Below are 18,142 nucleotides of genomic sequence, written 5' to 3' on the forward strand. Positions count from 1 at the left end.
CAAGGCGGTTTTTTTATGGTTTTTATGGAAACTAAATACCTATACTATTTGTAATATTTAGTGCTTTTTCTTCAATTCTTTATACAAATGTAACATTTTTGTGAACCCTAAACTTTGTTTTGCCATACAAGTTGACAAATACAATGAAATAATGTAAAATAGTAGTATAAATATAAGTATAACTATGCGGAGAAGCTCCCCTCAATTCGGGCTTCTCCCTCGGATAAAACGGACAGAGGTATCAAAATGTCAAGATCACTAAATAAATCTTTCGGATTATTTGTGGCAGTCATACTCGTCCTTTTTGTTCTCATCAGCTTCGGCGTTTCATACGGCTGTGTACACTTCATAGGCTCGCACTACAGTGAACGCACCGCTTCCGCCGCTCTTGACTTCGCTTCGCTGACTATCAACGCAGATAATGCAAGACAAAGCTTTAAAACAAGGATCAAATCTGATGATTATGAATCGGTACAGAACAAGCTCGCCGCATATCAACGCAGCAACAGTGACATAATAAACAGGATATCCCTTGTCAGCTTCAGCAACACCGCAGGCGTATATATCTACGATTCAGGCGGCGAGCCCCTCGGCTCTCGCCTTGATTATACAAGCTATACCTCGTCTGTAAAGGCTGAACTGATAAACGGCAGAAACTCCATGAGCCACATCAGCAATGGCAGGCTCACAGTTTACCGTCCGCTTAGAACAGTCGACGACAATCTCTGCGGTATTGTGATAGTCGAGCTTCAGGAGCCCTTTGAGACGCAGTACTTCAAGTTTATCGCGGCTGTATTCGGCGGACTGCTTCTGCTCAGTCTTATATTTGTGCTCATTTTTGTGCTGCACCTGAAAAAGAAGATATCTTCCCCTCTCAGGAAGATATCCAATTATATCGATTCTATCAAGAAAAACGAAAAGGAACAGAAAACCGCCGATGCGTCGGTCATCTTTGACGACTCACGCAATGACGAGATAGGACAGCTCAGCGCTTCGCTGAAAACTCTTCTCGGCAGTATCGACACGGGCGAAAGAGACCTGAATCAGGCTATATATGACGCTAACCACGACGGTATGACTCAGCACTGGAACAAGCGCTTCTATCACAGCATGGAGGATTCATTCCGCAAGTGCGACGCTCTCTGCATCATTTACTTCGACGTCAATAACCTCAAGCTCATGAACGATACCCTCGGTCATGAGAGCGGCGATTTCGTAATAAAAAGAGCCGCAAACTACATAAGGGAATTTCTTGAAGACGGAGACTACTGTTTCAGAATGGGCGGTGATGAGTTCCTCATTGTCATGACCAAAAGTTCTATCAGAAGATTAGATAAAGTAATGGATAAGCTCGACAAAGATTCGCCGTATATACTCAGCAGAAAAAGCGATTCCGTAAAATGCTCGCTGTCATACGGCTGTTCATATGCAAAGGGCGTCTTTTCCTATGATTCTCTCCTTGCAGAGGCTGAGGAAAATATGTACATGAAGAAAGCGGAGCTGAAAAGACTCCTCAATATGCCCGACAGATAAGCGAGGTGGTAGTTTTGGAAAATGAAAAAAGAATAAGATGGCGTTTCGCTCCATTTTCCAATACTCCTGTAGGCATCAAAAATGCTATCCTTGTCGTCATGATGCTGCTTGCGGTACTGACGATATGGGGCTCAATGGTAAGAACTATCAAACTTACCCAGAAAGAGAAATACAGACAAATGGAGCATACCGTAGTCACAGCCTCGGAGCAGATAGTAAATCTCTCCGTCGAGAGCGCTGTGTCTATCGCAAAAAACATCTACACCAACGAAACTATTTACGACTTTCTCAACGAACATTATTCATCTGAGGCAGAATACTACGCTGCCTACTACCCGCTCCAGCGCAATACTGCTCTGAATATCGCAGAGACCAACATCGTAAAGCGCTGCACTATCTACACAAAAAACCCCACCGTCCTCACAGGCGGCAGCATAAAAAAGCTTGACTCAGCTATCAACGACTACTGGTACAAGTACTTCAAGGAGCTCAACAAATCCACTGTGCTCTGCATAGACCAGGAAAAGAACGAGTTCATTCTCGTCAGAAAGCTCGACTACTATAATCTTGACACAGGCGAAAGCTACCTCTGTCTCGAAATGAACAGCAAGGTCATATCCGAATTTGCCGACAGCCTCGATTTCGACGGCGAGCTCTATATAATGAGCGGCAATCATCTGCTGTATACCAGCGACAAGGACGCTTCCACAGGCGACAATATCACTATCAGTCAGGATTTTGAGTGCATCACACGTAACTACTACACAGTCGATATCGAGTTCTACTCACGCTCACATAAAAAGGGCTTCACGGACTTTATAAAGGTCAACAAACAGCTCATGGTCCTGCTTGCAGGCATAGTTGTGTTCTCTATCTTTATGGGACGTATGCTCGCAGTAGGCATAAAGCGCAGAGTCAAGGCTGCTTCGACAGAATACAAGGCTATCGGTATCATACAGAATACCCACAAGGGCAGGAACGGCAGAGACGAGATAGGCACACTTCTTGATATATGCTGCGATATATCGGAAAAGCTCCAGAAGAGCGGCAAGGAATTCAAGAACAGGAATGCTTCTCTCCTGCGCAAGGAATCCGATTACGCTTCTCTGTTCAAAACAGCAATGCGTCTCGACGCAGAGCTTACCATGCGTGAAAAATACCCTGACATCAACTCAAACAGCAATACTGAGGATATTTCGCTTACACAGGAGGCAGAGCTCATCGAGGAGGTAGCAGACAAATACGGAACGAAGTTCTCGGCTTCTCCGATACCGCCTGAAAAATGGAGCGTTCCCGCTTATTCCTTTGCTCTTATCGCGGCAGATGTCTTCAAGCATTATGAGGACGTTTCCTCTAACATCATGGTAACAGAGGATACCGCGGTCATCTCCTTTGAGAGCAGCGATATTCCCGTCAAGGAGGACGTGCTCAAGCTAAGCGCCATATTCGAGGACGGCGATATAAGCGATGAGTACAGCTTCGACAGGAACTACAGATTCAACCCGTATCTGCGCCTTAAGCACTGTCTCGGAGACAACGTAGAATTCGAGATACCTTTCCGCGACAGATTCAGACTTGTATTTACGATAAAAAAAGATACAGAATAGGGGGAATAGTATGACGATAAGGAAAATGACGGCAGCATTTCTCGCTGCGGCAATGACGCTTTCCGTAAGCGGCTGCGGCAAAAATAAGCCTCAGGAAAACAATATCAAAGAATTCACAGGAATATTTGCAGCAAGAAGCACCGAGATCGACAGAGACAATGAGATCCAGCAGATAATCGGTGAAAAAACCGGCGTTATCCTTCGTCAGTCGTGGATATCTGATCAGGACGATATAGACAAGACCTTCAGCGATATGATGATATCCAATAAGTACCCCGATTTTATGACGCCCGACGCTGAAAACTGCCAGAAGCTCATCAAGGAAGGCGCTTTTATCCCCATAGACAGCTACTGGGATCAGTACCCGAGAATAAAGAATATGTACACCGAAAGAGAGTGGGACAGCGTCCGCGCAGACGACGGTCATGTATACTATATACCGCTGTTCTCCTCAATAAATATCAAGGACACCAACCCTATCCACAGCGGCGAAGCCTTCTGGATACAGGTAAAGGTCCTTGAATGGGCAGGCTATCCAGATATAAAGACTCCCTATGAGTACTTCGACCTTATCGAGAGATATCTTGAAGCCAACCCAACCAATGAAAACGGCGAGGCTTACTACGGCTATGAGATAGAGGCAAACGACGCATGGTTCTTTGCCCTTGACAATCCGCCCATGTTCCTTGACGGCTATCCCAACGACGGCTGCTGTATAGTGGATACGGAAACTCTCGAAGCAAAGGACTATAATCTGACGCCTACTGCAAAGGCATGGTACAAGCTTCTGAATGAGGAATACAAGAAGGGCATTATCGACAAGGAATTTTCAATGCTCAGTTCCGAGCAGTACTATTCAAGGCTCGCATCGGGCAGAGTTCTCGGCATGATAGACCAGAACTGGAACTTCTCCAGCTCAGTCAACAAGCTGTCCCCTGACTGCACATATATCCCTCTTGGAATTACTATGGACAGAAGTATCCCCGACAGATACCGTGACAGAGTGGCATTCAACGGCTCCGCAGGCGTTGGCGTCTCAATAAGCTGCGACGATCCCGAGGCTGCAATAAAGTTCATCAGCGACCTTCTCACACCTGAGATACTCAATCTCCGATTCTGGGGAGTTGAGGGCGTTGACTACAGCGTTGACAAAGACGGTATATTCTACCAGACCGACGAGCAGTACGCACAGTGGCGCAACGAGGAATACCGCAGAAAGCATATATGCGTTTACAACTATATGCCCTACTATCTCGGCATGGCGCCCGACGGCATAAATGCCTTTGAGTCCACGAACCAGCCGAATATCTTCTACGAACACCTGTCCGACGATGTACAGCGCTGCTTCAGCGCATACGGCATACAGACCTACACGGAAATGCTCAACGATCCGCCTGAGAACTCGCCATGGTATCCCATGTGGTCATTCAGCAATTCAGTTACCGACGAGACCGATTACGGCAAGGTAATGAAGCAGATAGACGCTGCGAAGCATAAATATCTGCCGCTTCTGGTAATGAGCAATGACTTTGAAAGCTCATGGGAAGAATATGTTGACGAATATAATCAAATAGACTCGCAGATCTATTTTGACGAGCTCACAGCGGAGGTCCGCAGAAGAGCAGCACAATAATAAGAACAGCAAAGGCGCGGTGAACACCGCGCCTTTACTATCGTAAACCGAAACAGCCGCCCATAAACGTAATACTCATATAGAAACTTATAGTTAATTATGGGGGAAACCTTTCTGAGGAAAGGTTCTCCCCCATACCCCTTTCCAAAGACTTTTATCTGGTTTTTTCTCAGATAGGGCGCTTCATAAATAAAAGAATCCTGCAAAATGCAGGAGCGCCCTATCTGAGAAAAAACAAAACGAAAGTTTTAGGGAGAGAGTTTGAGAGGACCCCTTTTTCAAAAGGGGTCCTCTCAATAATAAGCATAAAATTTCTTTATAAGTACTACGATTACGGGCGGTTGCTGTGTTATCTGATGAATTCAGCTTAACTCAATGACTGGATAAGTCCTAAGAGGAATCTCTGAATCTTCAGAGCGTCATTCGTGGTAAGTCCCTTAACGTCTGTATCAACATCAGAATTTGCATTGCCCTGAGCTGTAAGGGCGTTCTTGTCAGAACCGCCGATAGCGTACTTGTTGGGGTTTGCAAGAGCCTGCATGATAAGTACAACGTCGCCCATATCTACTGTATTGTCGCAGTTAGCGTCGCCTGCAAGCTTCATGGAAGGCTCTGCCGTTGTAGTTTGTGTCACAGGCTTGGTAGTTGTTGTAGTCGATGTAGTTGTCGAAGTCGTAGTCGGCTCGGCAGTCGTTGTTGTGGAGGTCGTAGTTGTAGTAGTAGTTGTAGTAGTCGTCGTTGTTGTTGTTGTAGTTGTTGTGGTTGTGGTGGTCGTAGTAGTTGTAACCACAGGACCGTCAACCTTTACACCTGCCTTAGCAACGACAACTTCGTCAATGCTGAAATCACTTGTTCCTTCCTCTGTTTCAACATAGAGGATATAGCCCGAGCCCTCAGGGAGCTTGAAGTTTGTGTTGGAAAGCTGTACGTATTCGCCGTTTGAAACGCCGTCTGCGATGTGAGCATAAGCTGTTGTACCCGTTGAATCCTTGTATTCCAGTGACAGCATCATATTGCCTGAGCCCTTTGCAACAGCACTGAAGCTGTACTCCTGACCTGCCTTGAAAGTAAGGGAGTCGAGAGTTTTTGCAGCACCGTGCCATGCACTGCTTCTGTCGGAAACTGTCAGAGCCTTATTTCCCTTGTAAGCTGTACCGCCAGTGTTTACAGAAGCGCCGCCGCGGCTCTCCCAGCTGCCGTTATCGTCCTCGAATGTATCGTGGTAATAGTAACCGTTTGCGTCTGGCTCTATCGGCTCTGGAGGAACAGGATCCTTGCCGCCCTCGAAGCCCTTGCCGTCGCTTACGAGGCTTACTACGAATGTGGAAACGCTGTTTGCAGGAAGCTGTGCACTGAATGATGAGCCGCTGAAATCAGGGCTTGAAGTCTTTGTAATATTCTCATTAGCAGATGTTCTGTAACGTGTTACGTCTGTAATAGTTCTTCCGCTGAAGTTGAACTGCTGTACAGGAGCATTGCTGCCCTTATTGATAGCAACTACTGTTGCCTGTGTGTCGCTGTGCTTGTAAGCCGATACGAGAATATTTGAATCAGGCTGTTCTGTGGCGTCGATACGGACATCTCCCGGACGTACCCACTTGGAGAACTGAGCCATTGCATAGCCACGCTTTGATATCTTTCCTGTATCCCACATCGGGCTGTACTGACGGCGGATATACCACCAAACGTAAGCGTTCATGTTACCAACAACGAGCGCGTTGTGGATATTTTCTGCAACCTTAACGCCCTCAGGCCATCTGTCTGCTGAGTTGTTATCGCTATTCGGTACATAAACCTCTGTCATCCAGATCTCCTTGCCGCACTGTTCAAGTGCAGGGAAATCCATCTGGCTGCGCTGTGTTCCGTAGAAGTGAGTGCCGAACATATCGCAGTTTGCCATAGCCTTGGAGTTATTCAGAATTGCGTTGTAGAAGCTCTTATTATAGCTGAAGCTTTCGGGAGACATCAGCTTTGTAGTTGTGCCTGCTGTTACGGATTTACCGTAGTTTGCAATGAAGTTTGCCGCACGGTCTGGTGTCCATGCTGTCCACTCGCCTGACCAGTCAGGCTCATTCTGTACTGATATGGAGTTGAGCTGAACGCCCTGGCTGTTACAGTACTTGATGAAGTCGTTGAGGTGCTGTGCGTACTGTCCCTCAGCGCCGTTTTTCAGAACGTACTTACCGCCTGAAGGACCGCCCGAGCCATTCTGTCTCATTGATGCAGGCGGATTCCACGGTGTTGCGAATACGGTTGCACCAAGCTTCTGAGCTCTCTGAGCTGTCGGGATAGCGTTCTTCCAAGCGTTCTTGTCGTCGCTTACGAAGATACGCAGGATAGTGAGACCAAGCTCGTTATCGCCGTTTCCGAAGGCTGTCTGGACCTGAGCTGCCGTCATGTCTCCGGGAGCTCCGTTCTGAGCGTTGTAGCTCTGCCACTCGGGGTGGTTCATGCCGCCGAAGCCGCGGATAGTCTGATATTCCTTGTTTGTGTTGATGTTGCACGCGCTGGCAGCGTCAGCTACCATAGGCGCTGATGTCGGGATTGTTGAAGCAGTGCTTATCAGCATTGCTCCCGCCATAACTGCTGAAACAGCAGTCTTGAATTTGCGAGTGATATTCATTTTAATAACCCCCTGTATGAAAATATTTTTTACAGTCATTCACGTATAACAGTTTTATACATTGTATATTTTATCATTAATTTTATTATTTGTAAACTCAAAATACATTGCAAAGGTGGACAAAATAATGATGTTATATTTACATTAAACGTAAATATGTTATATATTTTGCATGATCGTATATTATTCACAAAAATAAAAAGCCGCACATTAACCATGATACTCATATAGAAGTTTTATAATTATTATTGAGAGAACCCCTTTTGAAAAAGGGGCTTCTCTCAAACTCTCTCCCTAAAACTTTAGTTTTGTTTTTTCACAGATAGGGCGCACCTGCATTTTTGCAGGTCTTTTTTTATTTAAGAAGCGCCCTATCTGCGAAAAAACCAGATAAAAGTCTTTGGAAAGGGGTATGGGGGAGAACCTTTCCTCAGAAAGGTTTCCCCCATAATTAACTGTAAGCTTCTATATAAGTGTTGCGGTTAGGCTGCTCCCCTTAACGGAAAAAGCGGGCTACCGAGCCGTAAACTTACGGCTCATATTTAGTAACCTGCGAATCCGCCAGAGGGGGCTCCCCTTGTGCGACTTTTTATCAAAAAATTCATTTTGCTGCAGCAACAGGCAGCTCTTTTACCTTGCCGAGCAGGAACTCCTGTATAGCAAGTGCGTCGTTAGTCGTAACGCCGGAACCCTTGTCGTAAACGTCCGCATTGTTCCAGCCCTGCACTCTGAAAGCGTTCTTGTCAGTTCCGCCCACTCCGTATTTATCGGGATTTGCCAGAGCCTGCATAATGAGGACTACATCGCCCATATCAACCTTGCCGTCGCAGTTTGCGTCACCGTACTCAATCGGCTCAGGCACTATGACAGTGGTAAGAGTCATTGTCGATGTTGTGGTATCGTCCTTGCCCTTGGTCGTGGTCGCAGTAGCAGTTGTTGTAGTAGTTGTTGCTGTTCCTGTTGTGGTAGTCGTCGTTACTGATACAGGTTCAGCCGCAAGGACGTCCTCGATGAAGGATATATTCCATGCGAAGCCTGCCTGCCAGTCAACATCGGGAGCATTTTCTGACCACGCCTCCACTGAATCTGCATAGCACTTCTGAGGAGCTGTCTTATCGGGATTAAGACCTATAGCGCGTGCATAGTTGTCAACTACCCATGTATAAGGACCGCCGACCATTACTCCGTCGGGAGCCTTAGGATAATTCTTGCTGACCTCATTGAGCCAGTACTCGTTCACAGGATTCTTTACATGATACGAACCGCAGCCCGTTACATATGAGAAGCCCAGACCGTTTTTTCCGAAAAGATAATCAATGGACTGCAAAGCGCCGCTGAGGTACTTGCTGTCCCCTGTTGCGTCGTAGGCATAAGCCATTACAGCAGCGTTTCCTGTAACTCTGCTGTTAGAGCCGTAATCCAGACCTGCTGTGTATGCGTCAGAGGGATAGCTGTAATAACTGAGCCACTGTACCTTCTGATATGGCATACCCATAGCGTTATTTCCCGTATCGTTCATGCGGTCAAGATACATATCCGCAGTATACAGCAGGCTCTTCTTTATCTCAGCCTTGTCAGCCTCGGAGGTCTTATCGCTGAGGAACAGCGAAAGAGTTCCGCAGCCTGTCTTGTTGAATCTGTCAAGGGTACTGAGAGAGCCGTAGGAATCATCCAGAGGTATATAATTCGGAACTCCCAGTGCATGGCACTGAGTTTCTCTTGATTCGAAAGAAGTACCCTTATACTTCTTGAGATAGTCATAGTAAGCCTTTTCACCTGTAGTTGCAAAAAGCTCGCAGGCAGCCCAGTAAGCCTCGTCCATAACATTGGAATTGGTGGCGTCAAGATCGGTCTGCCGCTGATACGGAGTAAACTGCGGATCATCATCATTATCGCCCTCCTCTGCGGAGAACTTTTCCTCGTGCTTAAGAACAGCCTCCCATGACTTCTCAGCGTGGTCGAGACACTCCTTTGCGAAGTCATCGTCAATGCCCTTCCACAGACGCGAAGCCTGTGCTGCGCAGGCTATCATATTGAATGTAGCCGCATATGAAGGCGGACTGATAACGCGGGGATTTTTTTCATGATCTATCTCATCGAATGGTAACTCATAGGTGTTATAATTGCTGTTCTCCTTTACCTGATGATAAACGAGACCTGCGCAGTCCTCGCCCCAGATAGTGTCCTTTTCGGGATCAACTATCATCCTGAACATAAATTCAAGCTCATATCTTGCTTCATCAAGGATATCGGGAGTCCCCTTGCAGCTAACGGTCTTTCCGCCGTTCCAGCCGTACTCCTCGGGGATAGTCATGGTCTTGCCGTCAGCCCACTTGCCGTCGGTGCCCTTGATCTTAGACCTCTCGTACATATTCTGTAAAGTCCATACAGCAGTTCCGCCGTTTACAACGTCCTTTGTGAAGTGCTCAGAGTCATACCAGCCGCCCGAAACGTCAAGAAGCACATTCTTATTAAGCTTATAGTCAGCATCATATCTGATATCAATATACGTATCTGACCACGCAGACTGTACATAAGCATTGTCTTTGCGCTCAAGAGGATTGTGAGCAAGAGCGTGCTTATCCTCCGAGTTTATGTAATCAGGCTCTATCTTACAGTTTGCACGGTTCATGTAATAGTAATTAAGCGCATTTTTCAGAACTCCGTCATAGATATCGTCGCCTATTCTGAATTCATGGCTGATATATCTCTTGCAGGTCTCGCCTGTTATTTCATTGGTGAAAATATTCTTCTCATCGTCCACAGCAATGGTATAAGTACCCTTTGTTTTCACCGCCGAGAAGTCTATATAATGGCAGTACTCCCCTGACAGCTCATCAAATCCCGCAGGAACTGTCTTGCCCGAGAAAACGGTCTTGCCGTTCTTGTCCAGCACCTTGAAGTCCATAGCTTTCCTGTCCTTTTCGGTAACATAGACAGCCTTTTTCTCCCTGTCAGGATAATATCCCATCTGATTCAGGCGGACGTCGCTTTTCGGATCAACTATGCCCAGATCATTGCTGTTGTTCCAACCGCATTGATCCAGACCTTCCTCCTCGCAGGTAAGGCACTCTATGGACATATCGTCGAACCATATCTCGTCACCCTCTTTAGCATTGCCCTGATAATTTGTGCCCTTTGCATACTGGAATGTCCACTGACAAGCCTCAAGGTCTTCTGTAGCCTTGAATATTCCCTCACAAGTCTGCCACTCGGTAGTCAGATTCAAACACTTTGACGGCCACGAACCACCCATATCAGGTCCCATATGCATTCCGCCTTCGCCTTCATCAACATCACGTCCGTCCAGCACGAAATACTCCTGTGTACCTGCAATATTGCCGATATACGAGCATAGCTCCATACCCTTTCTTGAGGCTTTTGCCTTAAAGCTCACCTTGTACTCGTGACCTGCCCTGAAGCTGAGATTCCTGTGCTTGACCTGAAGATCCCATTTTTCTTTGTCAGCACCCTTGGGCACAAGGACATAGATGTGGAAAGCTCCGTCCTCAATGTTGAATTTTTGTCTCGCAGGCAAAGCCTCAACAGTCTGCCACGGAACAGCCTTTTTCTCAAAGGTGCTCTCACCGAGGACCTGAACGATCCTCTTCTCCGCATTTGCCGCAGGAGAAGCTGCTGCTGCGCTTGCTGTAGTGACCATTGCCGCAGATATGATACCTGCCATTAATTTTTTTTTTTTATTATGCATTTTTAACCCTCCCTTTATCTAATGCATTGTACCATTATTATATATTATTGTCTTCAAACAGTCAAGTTTTTTAGCGCGGATCCACAAAAATCCACATAATGTTCACAGCCTGACAATTGACATAAAAGCTCCGATAAAGTATAATAAAAATAACACTCATTCAGGAGGGCACTATATGACGATGTGGCTGATAATCTTAGCGGCAGTTCTTGCGGCATTTGCGGCAGGAACAGCATACCTGACAGTTGCAGTGGGACGGTTCGGCTTGATAAAAAAGCTTTCAGGCGGCAGAAAATGGCTGAAGGGACTCATCTCCTTCGGCATTATAGCAATAGTATTCGCGGCACTGGTGTTCCTTACCTCGGTCACCAACGCCATAATCATACTGCTGAGCACTCTCATGTTTTTCCTGATATACGGACTCATTTTCCGTATCATCAGGGCAGTCCGCAAAAAGGACTTCACCTGCAACTGGGCAGGCTGGCTCTCGCTCATCACCTCGGCGGTATATCTGGGAGTCGGCTATTATCTCTGCTTCCACATCTGGCAGACCGATTACACCATTTCCACGGATAAAAATATCCCTCATATGCGCATAGCTCTTATAGCGGATTCTCACCTTGGAACTACATTTGACGGCGAGGGCTTCGCAAAACAGCTTGACCGCATAATGGAACAGAAGCCCGATATGCTCCTCATTGCAGGAGACTTCGTGGACGACAGCACCAACCGCGAGGATATGATAACAGCCTGCAAGGCTCTCAGCGGCTTGAAGCTTGACCGCGGCGCTTTTTACTGCTACGGCAACCACGACAAGAGCTACTACGGCAGCGAACACCGCGGTTTCTCAGCGGAAGACCTTGCCGCAGAGCTCGAAAAAAGCGGCGTCCGCGTACTTGAGGATTCCGTTTTCTCCGCCGACAACATCACCATTATCGGCAGGCGCGACAGCGGCGAAAAGGAACGCGCCGATATATCCGACCTCATGAAGAATATCCCAACGGAAAACTACACCATAGTCCTCGACCACCAGCCCAACGACTATGATAACGAAGCGGCTGCCAATGCCGACCTTGTAGTCTCGGGGCACACCCACGGCGGACAGCTTTTCCCTGTAACCTACGTTGGCGAGTGGTTCAAGATAAATGACGCAACATATGGTCACGAAAGGAGAAAAAACACAGATTTTATTGTGACCTCAGGCATCTCCGACTGGGAGATACTTTTCAAAACGGGTACTAAATCCGAGTACGTAATAATAAATATCGTCTGATTTTATAGACCTTTTGTGCAAACAAAAGGTCTTTTTTATATCTCGGGTGGATTTTCTCAGGAACATAAAATTAATTTTTAGTTCATAATTAGTTAACTCCGCAAGATTTGAGTTGACAAGTGCTGTAAAATATGGTACAAATTATACATAAAGATATATTTACAAGGAGGAATGTAAATGAAAAAATCCATACCCACCCTAATGGCAGCCATGCTTGCCCTTTCATCTGCGAGCGCCCTGCCCCTCTCAGCCGCAGAATCCGACTACCTGCTCCACAGCACCTTTGAAGAAGGCACCGAAAAATGGAGCGGCAGAGGTTCCGCCTCAGTAAAGACCGTTTCAGGCACCTCACGCTCAGGTGAATACTCTCTCTTCACCAGCGGACGCGAGAGCTCATGGAACGGCGCAACAGTCGCTCTCGGCACGGACTTCAAGGCTGGTCAGGACTACGCATTCAGCGCATATGTAATGACCGAAGCTGAGGACTCAGTGACATTCTACCTGACATTACAGTGCAACGACGGGGGAACTACCAGCTATCCGAAGATAACTCAGGTCACCGCAAAAAAAGGCGAATGGGCACACCTTGAAGCAAGCAGCTTCACAATTCCCTCAGGTGCCTCAGATATGCAGCTGTATATCGAGACCGAGGAGAGCAAGTGCAGCTTCTACGTTGACGAAGTAGCAGCAGCTCCCAGCGGCACCACATTTGACGAGCCCTCTGCTCCCGTAAAAATGAACAAGGGCGACATCAACTACGACGGACGCATCGACTCCTTTGATATTATCCTTGCACGTAAGGGACTTATCAATGGAATCACCGATAAAAAAGCTCTCAAGGCTGCCGACGCCGACAGCAACGGAGTTTATGAATTGGCAGACGCCGTACTCATCATGAAGTTCGTTTCAGGCAAGATAAGCGAATTCCCTGTTGAGGAGCCTGTGGTAGTTCCAGGACAGCAGAAGTACACCTGCGAGGAACTTACCGAAAAGGTACAGAGCGAGCTTGTAAACAACGAGCCCAGCAGCTCACATCAGGAGAAGCAGGGCGTCAAGTACGGTACTATCAAGAAGGAGAACTACTTCTCCAAGAAGGCAAACAAGCAGAAGCCATACAATATCCTGCTTCCTGCCGACTATGACGAGAGCAAGAAATATCCGGTCCTCTACGTTCTCCACGGCTTCTTCGAGAACGAGGACCGTATGATAACCAAGGGCAACGGCACAATGTACACCCGTCAGATAGTGGGCAACGCTATCGCTGAGGGCGCAGCCAAGGACATGATAGTTGTATGCCCGTTCATCTTCACCAGCGCAACTATGAGAGACGCTACAGGCTTCGGCGACGCAGGCTCAGTAGAGGGCTACAACAACTTCGTTGACGATATCGTTGACAGCCTCATGCCTCATATCGAGGAGAAGTACAGCGTTGCAACAGGCAGAGAGAACACAGCCGTAACAGGCTTCTCAATGGGCGGTATGGAATCCCTCATGATAGGCATGAAGCACGGCGACAAGTTCGGCTATGTAGGCGCTATCTGCCCTGCACCGGGCGGTTCGGGCGCATTCAAGTGGAGCAATCCTGACGAGCAGCCATATCTCCTTATGATTACAGGCGGTACTCAGGACGACGTCGTAGGACTCAACACTCCCGAGGGCTACCACAATAACTTCAACAAGAACAGCGTACCTCACGTATGGCACGTAGTTCAGGGCGGTCACCACGGCGACGACTCTATCCACTCTCACCTCTACAGCTTCGTAAGAGGCGTATTCCAGGCAACTGACGGCGGAACTGCTCCGACTAATCCGACCAATCAGACAACCACAACACGCTCTGATCCTACTATCATCGCAACTACCACAACAAAAACTTCTGCCCCCACAGGTCAGCAGAAGTACACAATGGAGGAGCTTACAAAGATAGTTCAGAACGCACTTGTAAACAACGAGCCAAACGACTCACATCAGAAGAAGCAGGGCGTTCAGTACGGTACTATCAAGAAGGAGACCTACTTCTCCAAGAAGGCTAACAAGAACAAGCCATACAATATCCTTCTCCCCGCAAACTATGACTCAAGCAAGAAGTACCCTGTCCTCTACCTGCTCCACGGCTTCTTCGAGAACGAGAACCGTATGATAACACAGGGCAACGGTCAGATGTACACACAGCAGATAATCGGCAATGCTATCGCCGAGGGCGCAGCAAAGGACATGATAGTAGTTGTTCCTTTCGTATTCACCAGCGCTACAATGAACGACGCTACAGGCTTTGCAGATCAGGGTTCAAACGAGGGCTACGACAACTTCGTTGATGATATCGTTGACAGCCTCATGCCCCATATCGAGAGCAAGTACAGCGTTGCAACAGGCAGAGAGAACACAGCCGTAACAGGCTTCTCAATGGGCGGACGCGAGTCTCTCCAGATAGGCATGAAGTACGGCAGCAAGTTCGGCTATGTAGGCGCTATCTGCCCTGCACCGGGCGCTTCAGGCTCATGGAAGTGGAACAATGCAAGCGAGACACCTTACCTCGTAATGATAACAGGCGGTACTCAGGACGACGTTGTAGGACTCAACACTCCCGAGGGCTACCACAACAACTTCAACAAGAACAACGTACCTCACGTATGGCACGTAGTTCAGGGCGGTCATCACGGTGACGATTCTATCCATTCGCACCTTTACAGCTTCGTAAGAGGCATATTCCAGGCAACCAACTGACCTCTTCGTTCCCCTTTATATCGCCGGTAGCTGACCATCACCGGCAGAGATCGCGTTCCGCATAATGTGGAACGCGATTTTTTGTTCGTCAAAATGCACATTTAATATATAATTCATTGACAAAATAGAGTAATAATGTTATAATAAATATAGTTAATCTTCCTATTCAAACCCAAAGGGGGGATATGTATAATGGATAAACAGGGAATCTTTGACAACATAGCCGAAAGTCTGGCTCGAAGCTACGATATCATCTATTATATCAACGCTGAGAACGGCAATTACACCCGTTTCACCAGCGCCAAGATATACGGCGACGATCACGTAAAAGAGGACGGCAAGAACTTCTTCAGCGACGCTCAGAAAAACGCCGAAAAGATAATCGCTCCCAAAGACCTTGAAAGAGTAAAATTCAAGCTGAAAAAGGAAAGCATTATTTCAGCCCTTGAGATAAAAAAGCTCTACACCTTTGATTATACCCTTATGATTGACGGCGAACCGCGCTTTGCCCGTGCTACCGTATCATGGGCAAGGGACAGACTGCACCTCATAGTTGGCGTGGAGGATACCGTTGAGGAGATACGCCGCGAGAACGCTCTTACAAACGTTCTCAGCCTTGCCAACGAGGTAACAAGGCGCGACGAGCTGACAGGCATCAAAAACAAGACCGCCTTTGACGAGCTTGCCAAGGCCATACAGGAAAACATCAACAACGGTCTGGTATATCTTCCATTTGCGCTCATAGTCTGCGATGTCAGCGGCATAACACAGCTTAACGAGAGCTTTTCGTCTGCGGCAGGCGACGGTCATATCATCGCCTCCTGCAAGCTCATCTGCAATATCTTCACCCACAGCCCTGTTTTCAGGATCGATGGCGACAAATTCGCTGTTTTACTCAGAGGAATAGACTACGAGAACAGAAACGCCCTCTTTGAGGATCTGCATGAGCAGGTGGTTGACAATATCAAATGCAAGGACGGTCCTGTTCTCGCAGCAGGCATGGCGGTTTTCAACAGCGATGAGGACAATAGCTTCACATCTGTTTTTGAACGTGCCGAGAATCTGATGTACAAGGACAAAAAAGCAATAAAGAGCGGTGAAGCAGGCAAGTCTTCAATCGAATACATTAACGGTGACATATCTATTCCCCTTGACCGCAAGGAAAAGCTGGACAGACTGTTCAATGCCTTTTCCATATTTGCCGAGGGAACCTATGTATATCTGTGTGATATGCGCTATGATTATTCACGCTGGTCAAAGAAGGCAGTTGACCTCTTTGGTCTGCCAAGCGAATACATGGTCAATGCGGCAAAGATATGGGACAGCCATATCCACCCCGATGACGCCGAGATATACCGCGAGGGTATCGAGGCTATCTTTTCGGGCAAAACAAATTCCCACGATATGCAGTACAGAGCCCGCAAGATAAACGGCGAATACGATGTATGCACCTGCCGCGGAACGGTCATATACAGTCCTAAGGGAATACCCGAGTACTTCTGCGGAACGATCCGCAACCACAGCATACAGGGATATATCGATGCTCTTTCAGGGCTTCAGAACCAGTATGGCTTCTTTGAGGATATCGAAGCTAAAATACTTAAAACCGAGCCCTTTAAGGTCGTTATGTTAGGTCTGACGAAATTCTCTGAGATAAACGAGGTATACGGCTATCATTTCGGCAACCTTGTATTGCAGAAATACGCCAGATACCTTTACGAGGCTGTTGGAAACTATGGAACAGTCTACCGCCTTGACGGCACAAAATTCGCAGTAATAATACCGAACTCGGATCACACCGTTGAAAATATAAAGTCGAAATACTCCACAATGCGTCATTATTTCCGCAACGAATTTTTCATCGACAACGAACTGATAATCCTTGACACCAGCGCAGGACTTCTCAGTGTGGATAACTTCAATATTGATCCCCAGACCGTATATGCCTGCCTGAATTATGCCTACGGCGAGTCAAAGCTCCGCCGACAGGGCGACATTGTGGAATTTGGCAACAGCATAAACAAGGACAAAAAGCACCGCACAGAAGTTCTCCACGTTATCCGCTCCTCGATCATGCAGGATTTTCACGGCTTCTTCCTTCTGTATCAGCCTGTAGTTGACGCCCTCACCGAAAAGGTCATAGGCGCCGAAGCCCTTCTCAGGTGGAAAAACGAGGAATACGGAATGGTCCCGCCTGACAGCTTCATACCCGTACTTGAAAAGGATCCTGTGTTCATCGAGCTTGGACAGTGGATACTCAGAACTGCTCTCATTGGCGCAAAGAAGCTGAGGGAGAAATTCCCAGACTTCATAATAAACGTAAACCTGTCCTACAATCAGCTTGAAAAGCCGAATTTCGTGGATATGGTGCTTGCAACTCTTGCCGAGACGGATTATCCCCCCGAGGCTCTCTGCCTTGAGATAACCGAACGGTGCAGACTCCTTGACATGGATCTGCTGAAAAACATCGTAGTAAATCTACGCGGACGGGGCATAAAGATAGCTCTTGACGACTTCGGAACGGGCTTCTCGTCTATCGGCATAGTAAAGAGCCTTCCATTTGACGTTATCAAGATAGACCGCAGTCTTGTCATGAAGATAGAGGAAAATCCTCAGGACCGCCAGCTTGTGGGAGCTGTCGCCAATATGATGCGCAGCTACAGCACAAACGTCTGCGTAGAGGGAATAGAGACCGCAGCAATGAGAGATATACTTCTCAATTACGAGGTAGACTGCTTACAGGGATATTATTATTCCAAGCCTATCCCGATCGAAGATTTCATAAGCAAATTTGACGCATAGTTCATAATTCTGTAGGGGCGAACAGTGTTCGCCCGCAGGAAATAAAATTTGCCGGATAAAGGGGCGCACACTGTGCGCCCCTACATTTAATATGCTTCTTTTATAATTTGCGGACTGCCAAAGGCAGCCCCTACAGCTAACAGCTAATAGCTAACAACTAATGGCTTACGGCTCGGGCGGCGGAACGCCGCCCCTACATTCTTAGTTCTAAATTATAAAACGCCGCAGGGTTAATCCT

At 47.3% G+C, this 18,142-nt stretch carries 8 protein-coding genes; 6 read left to right on the forward strand and 2 right to left on the reverse strand.

Annotation, left to right across the window (positions count from 1 at the left end):
• The first annotated feature begins 246 nt into the window (after positions 1–246).
• Genes BT105_RS12760 through BT105_RS12770 form a run of 3 tightly spaced genes read left to right on the forward strand, consistent with a single transcriptional unit; the run spans position 247 to position 4,773 of the window.
• A complete protein-coding gene (locus tag BT105_RS12760; protein ID WP_072301095.1) occupies positions 247–1,533 on the forward strand; it encodes a GGDEF domain-containing protein in 1,287 nt (428 codons plus the stop codon).
• 14 nt (positions 1,534–1,547) lie between these two features.
• Positions 1,548–3,140 (forward strand): hypothetical protein, encoded by a 1,593-nt coding sequence (locus BT105_RS12765; protein ID WP_072301096.1) that lies wholly within the window; start codon positions 1,548–1,550, stop codon positions 3,138–3,140.
• Positions 3,141–3,150: 10 nt separating this feature from the next.
• Entirely contained in the window at positions 3,151–4,773 is a 1,623-nt protein-coding gene (locus tag BT105_RS12770) for a type 2 periplasmic-binding domain-containing protein (RefSeq protein WP_072301097.1), read from the forward strand.
• A gap of 367 nt (positions 4,774–5,140) precedes the next feature.
• On the opposite strand, the gene BT105_RS12775 is transcribed toward BT105_RS12770, so the two are convergent.
• The gene (locus tag BT105_RS12775) at positions 5,141–7,396 is read right to left on the reverse strand and encodes a carbohydrate binding domain-containing protein (protein ID WP_072301098.1); all 2,256 of its coding nucleotides are present in this window, start codon (positions 7,394–7,396) and stop codon (positions 5,141–5,143) included.
• Positions 7,397–7,997: 601 nt separating this feature from the next.
• Positions 7,998–11,105, reverse strand: coding sequence for a glycoside hydrolase family 9 protein (locus BT105_RS12780; protein WP_072301099.1), 3,108 nt, complete (start codon positions 11,103–11,105; stop codon positions 7,998–8,000).
• A 175-nt stretch (positions 11,106–11,280) separates the two neighbouring features.
• On the opposite strand from BT105_RS12780, the gene BT105_RS12785 reads away from it, so the two are divergent.
• The 3 genes from BT105_RS12785 (at position 11,281) to BT105_RS14730 (ending at position 17,904) form a co-directional block, all read left to right on the forward strand.
• A complete protein-coding gene (locus tag BT105_RS12785; protein WP_081367907.1) occupies positions 11,281–12,378 on the forward strand; it encodes a metallophosphoesterase in 1,098 nt (365 codons plus the stop codon).
• Positions 12,379–12,555: 177 nt separating this feature from the next.
• Positions 12,556–15,102: an alpha/beta hydrolase-fold protein gene (locus BT105_RS12790; protein WP_081367908.1), complete on the forward strand. Its 2,547-nt coding sequence runs from the start codon at positions 12,556–12,558 to the stop codon at positions 15,100–15,102.
• A gap of 192 nt (positions 15,103–15,294) precedes the next feature.
• Positions 15,295–17,904 carry a bifunctional diguanylate cyclase/phosphodiesterase gene (locus tag BT105_RS14730; protein ID WP_081367909.1) on the forward strand — a complete coding sequence of 870 codons (2,610 nt, stop codon included), beginning with the start codon at positions 15,295–15,297 and terminating at the stop codon, positions 17,902–17,904.
• Positions 17,905–18,142: the final 238 nt, after the last annotated feature.

Source organism: Ruminococcus flavefaciens (assembly GCF_900119075.1).
Taxonomy (GTDB): Bacteria; Bacillota; Clostridia; order Oscillospirales; family Ruminococcaceae; genus Ruminococcus; species Ruminococcus flavefaciens_Q.

Bases quoted from the DNA above. Each gene is read 5' to 3' on its own strand.
- BT105_RS12760 (WP_072301095.1), top strand. From the start codon at position 247: ATGTCAAGATCACTAAATAAATCTTTCGGATTATTTGTGGCAGTCATA.
- BT105_RS12770 (WP_072301097.1), top strand. From the start codon at position 3,151: ATGACGATAAGGAAAATGACGGCAGCATTTCTCGCTGCGGCAATGACG.
- BT105_RS12775 (WP_072301098.1), bottom strand. From the start codon at position 7,396: ATGAATATCACTCGCAAATTCAAGACTGCTGTTTCAGCAGTTATGGCG.
- BT105_RS12780 (WP_072301099.1), bottom strand. From the start codon at position 11,105: ATGCATAATAAAAAAAAAAAATTAATGGCAGGTATCATATCTGCGGCA.
- BT105_RS12785 (WP_081367907.1), top strand. From the start codon at position 11,281: ATGACGATGTGGCTGATAATCTTAGCGGCAGTTCTTGCGGCATTTGCG.
- BT105_RS12790 (WP_081367908.1), top strand. From the start codon at position 12,556: ATGAAAAAATCCATACCCACCCTAATGGCAGCCATGCTTGCCCTTTCA.
- BT105_RS14730 (WP_081367909.1), top strand. From the start codon at position 15,295: ATGGATAAACAGGGAATCTTTGACAACATAGCCGAAAGTCTGGCTCGA.